This window comes from Acidimicrobiales bacterium, from assembly GCA_035533095.1.
GTDB lineage: Bacteria > Actinomycetota > Acidimicrobiia > Acidimicrobiales > Palsa-688 > DATLUM01.
This window is the reverse complement of record DATLUM010000023.1, coordinates 1-2215: the sequence shown is the minus strand read 5'-3', so window position 1 is coordinate 2215 and position 2215 is coordinate 1. Positions and strand designations below refer to the sequence as shown.

The window sequence follows — 2215 nt, the reverse complement described above, 5'->3', positions numbered from 1 at the left end:
GATGGGATCGTGGCCTTCACCTTCACGAAGCGGGCGGCTGAGGAGCTCGCCCAGCGGATCGCCCACCGGGTCGAGGGCCGCATGGGAGCTCAAGCCCTCGACCGGCTGAACGGCTTATACGTGGGCACGATCCACGGCTTCTGCTTCCGGTTGTTGCAGCAGCGGGTACCGCGCTACGAAACCTTCGACGTCCTAGGTGAGTGAGCAGAAAGTGTCAGGTAGTGCTCGCGATCGCGAGCGTGGCGTGAGAGAATGACGGGGTTGTAATTCCCGCTTCCCCGGGGGGACGTCATGTTGGGCAGGGTTGATGCGCAGGGGTCGCTGCTCGATACTCGGCTGGTGCGTTCGGAGCTGTTGTCGAAGGGCTCGTTCTATGAGCGGCTGGCTGTGCATGGCGACGAGATCGTCTGCGATGAGGATTACGCCGGGTTGTACGCGCAGGGGTGGGGTCGGCCGTCGGTGCCGCCGTCGGTGATGATCCGGGCGATGCTGTGCGCCACCCATGACCGCACGTCGGATCGGGAGAGTTCCCGGCGGACCCGGGTCGATCTGGACTGGAAAGCGGCGATGGGCGTGACCGATGATTTCGGGGGGATCGCGCCGACCACGTTCGCGTTGATGCGAGCGCGGATGCTGGCAGCGGACGCCGACGCTGCGCTGTTCAAGAGGACGTTGGCCAAGGCGGTCGATGCTGGGGTGTTGCGGGGGAAGCTGACGGCGATCATCGACTCGTCGCCGGTGCACGGGGCGGGGAACGTGGCCGACAGCTATGAGCTGATCCGCAAGATGGCGGGCCGGCTGGCCCGGGCGATGGGCGGGCGTCTCGACGCCGAGCTGGCGGGCGAGGCGGTCGGGCTGGCGGCGGCCAAGCCCGATATCGACTGGCAGGACCCTGCTGCTCGGCGGGCGCAACTCGAACAGCTTGTGGAGCTGGCCGCTGAGCTGCTCGCTCATGCCGCGGCCGTCGAGGTTGCCGAGGATCCTGCGGTGGCCGAGGCGGCGGGGCTGCTCGCCCAGGTCGTGATCCAAGACGTCGAGGACGGCACCGACGGCGAGGGGCCGGCTATCCGCCAAGGCGTCGCCGCCGACCGGATCGTGTCGCATTCCGATCCGGAGATGCGCCACGGTCGCAAGTCGGCGTCGCGGCGTTTCGATGGACACAAGCTGGACGTGATGATCGACGAGGACTCCGAACTGGTCTTGGGTGTCGACGTGCGTGCCGGCAACGCCGGGGATGGCGACGGGGCAGCCCCCCTCCTCGCCGAGGTGCAGGACAACGACGGGGTCGAAGTCGCCACCTTGTTGGGGGACATGGCCTACTCGGATGGCGATGTCCGCGAAGCGGTCGAAGAACAAGGCGTCGAGATGACGGCCAAGGTGCCGCCTGTCACCAACGCCGGCCGGTTCCCCAAAACCGACTTTACGATCGACACCGCGGCGGGGACGGTGACCTGCCCGGCCGGGCAGACCACCACCGACGCCCGCCCGTCGAAAGACCACAAGGGCCGCCCGGCCACCACGTTCAGCTTCGCCGCCGATGTGTGCGGCGCCTGCCCACTACGAGGATCGTGCACGTCGGCCACCGGGGGCCGCACGATCGTGGTCGGCGTGCACCACGACCGTATCGAGGCGGCCCGGGCCACCAACGCTCAGCCGGAGACAAAGGCGCTGCTGCGGCGGCGCCCGAAAGTGGAACGCAAGATCGACCATCTCCAAGACCTCGGGATGAGAAAAGCCCGCTGGCGGGGCCGGCGAAAAACTCGGCTGCAAGCCCTGCTTGCAGCGACCGTCGCCAACTTCAAGCGTCTGGTCGTGCTCGCCGCGTTCAAAACCGGTCCCGCTGTGGCCGCCTGAGCCGGGGAGAGCCACCCCCGCCCATTCTCACCGCTGTCACACCGCCCTCGGCGCCATAGGAGCGTTCACTGACAGCCCCGTCACCTCAACTCCCTACACCACGCAGCCCCACACACCACCGCCAGCCATCAAAACAGGCACTTGCTGCCCACTCACCTAGGCCTCGGGCCGGGCTATCGGGATCATGATCTCGTCTTCGCCAAGGTCACCGGCGAGCCCCTTCACCCCGAGCGGGTCTCTCGAGAGTTCGACCGTCGGGTGGAACGCTGGTCACTGCCCCATCTGACTCTGCACGGTCTCCGCCACACCTGGGCGACCATTGCGTTGGCCTCGGGCATCCACCCAAAGGTGGTTCAGGAAC

2 protein-coding genes are annotated in these 2215 nt (G+C 67.4%); both read left to right on the top strand.

From position 1 onward, the window contains the following. A partial coding sequence (locus VNF71_02640; protein ID HVA73448.1) for a UvrD-helicase domain-containing protein occupies positions 1-204 on the top strand: 204 nt, incomplete at its 5' end. 135 nt (positions 205-339) lie between these two features. Continuing rightward, positions 340-1854 (top strand): IS1182 family transposase, encoded by a 1515-nt coding sequence (locus tag VNF71_02635; protein HVA73447.1) that lies wholly within the window; start codon positions 340-342, stop codon positions 1852-1854. Positions 1855-2215: the final 361 nt, after the last annotated feature.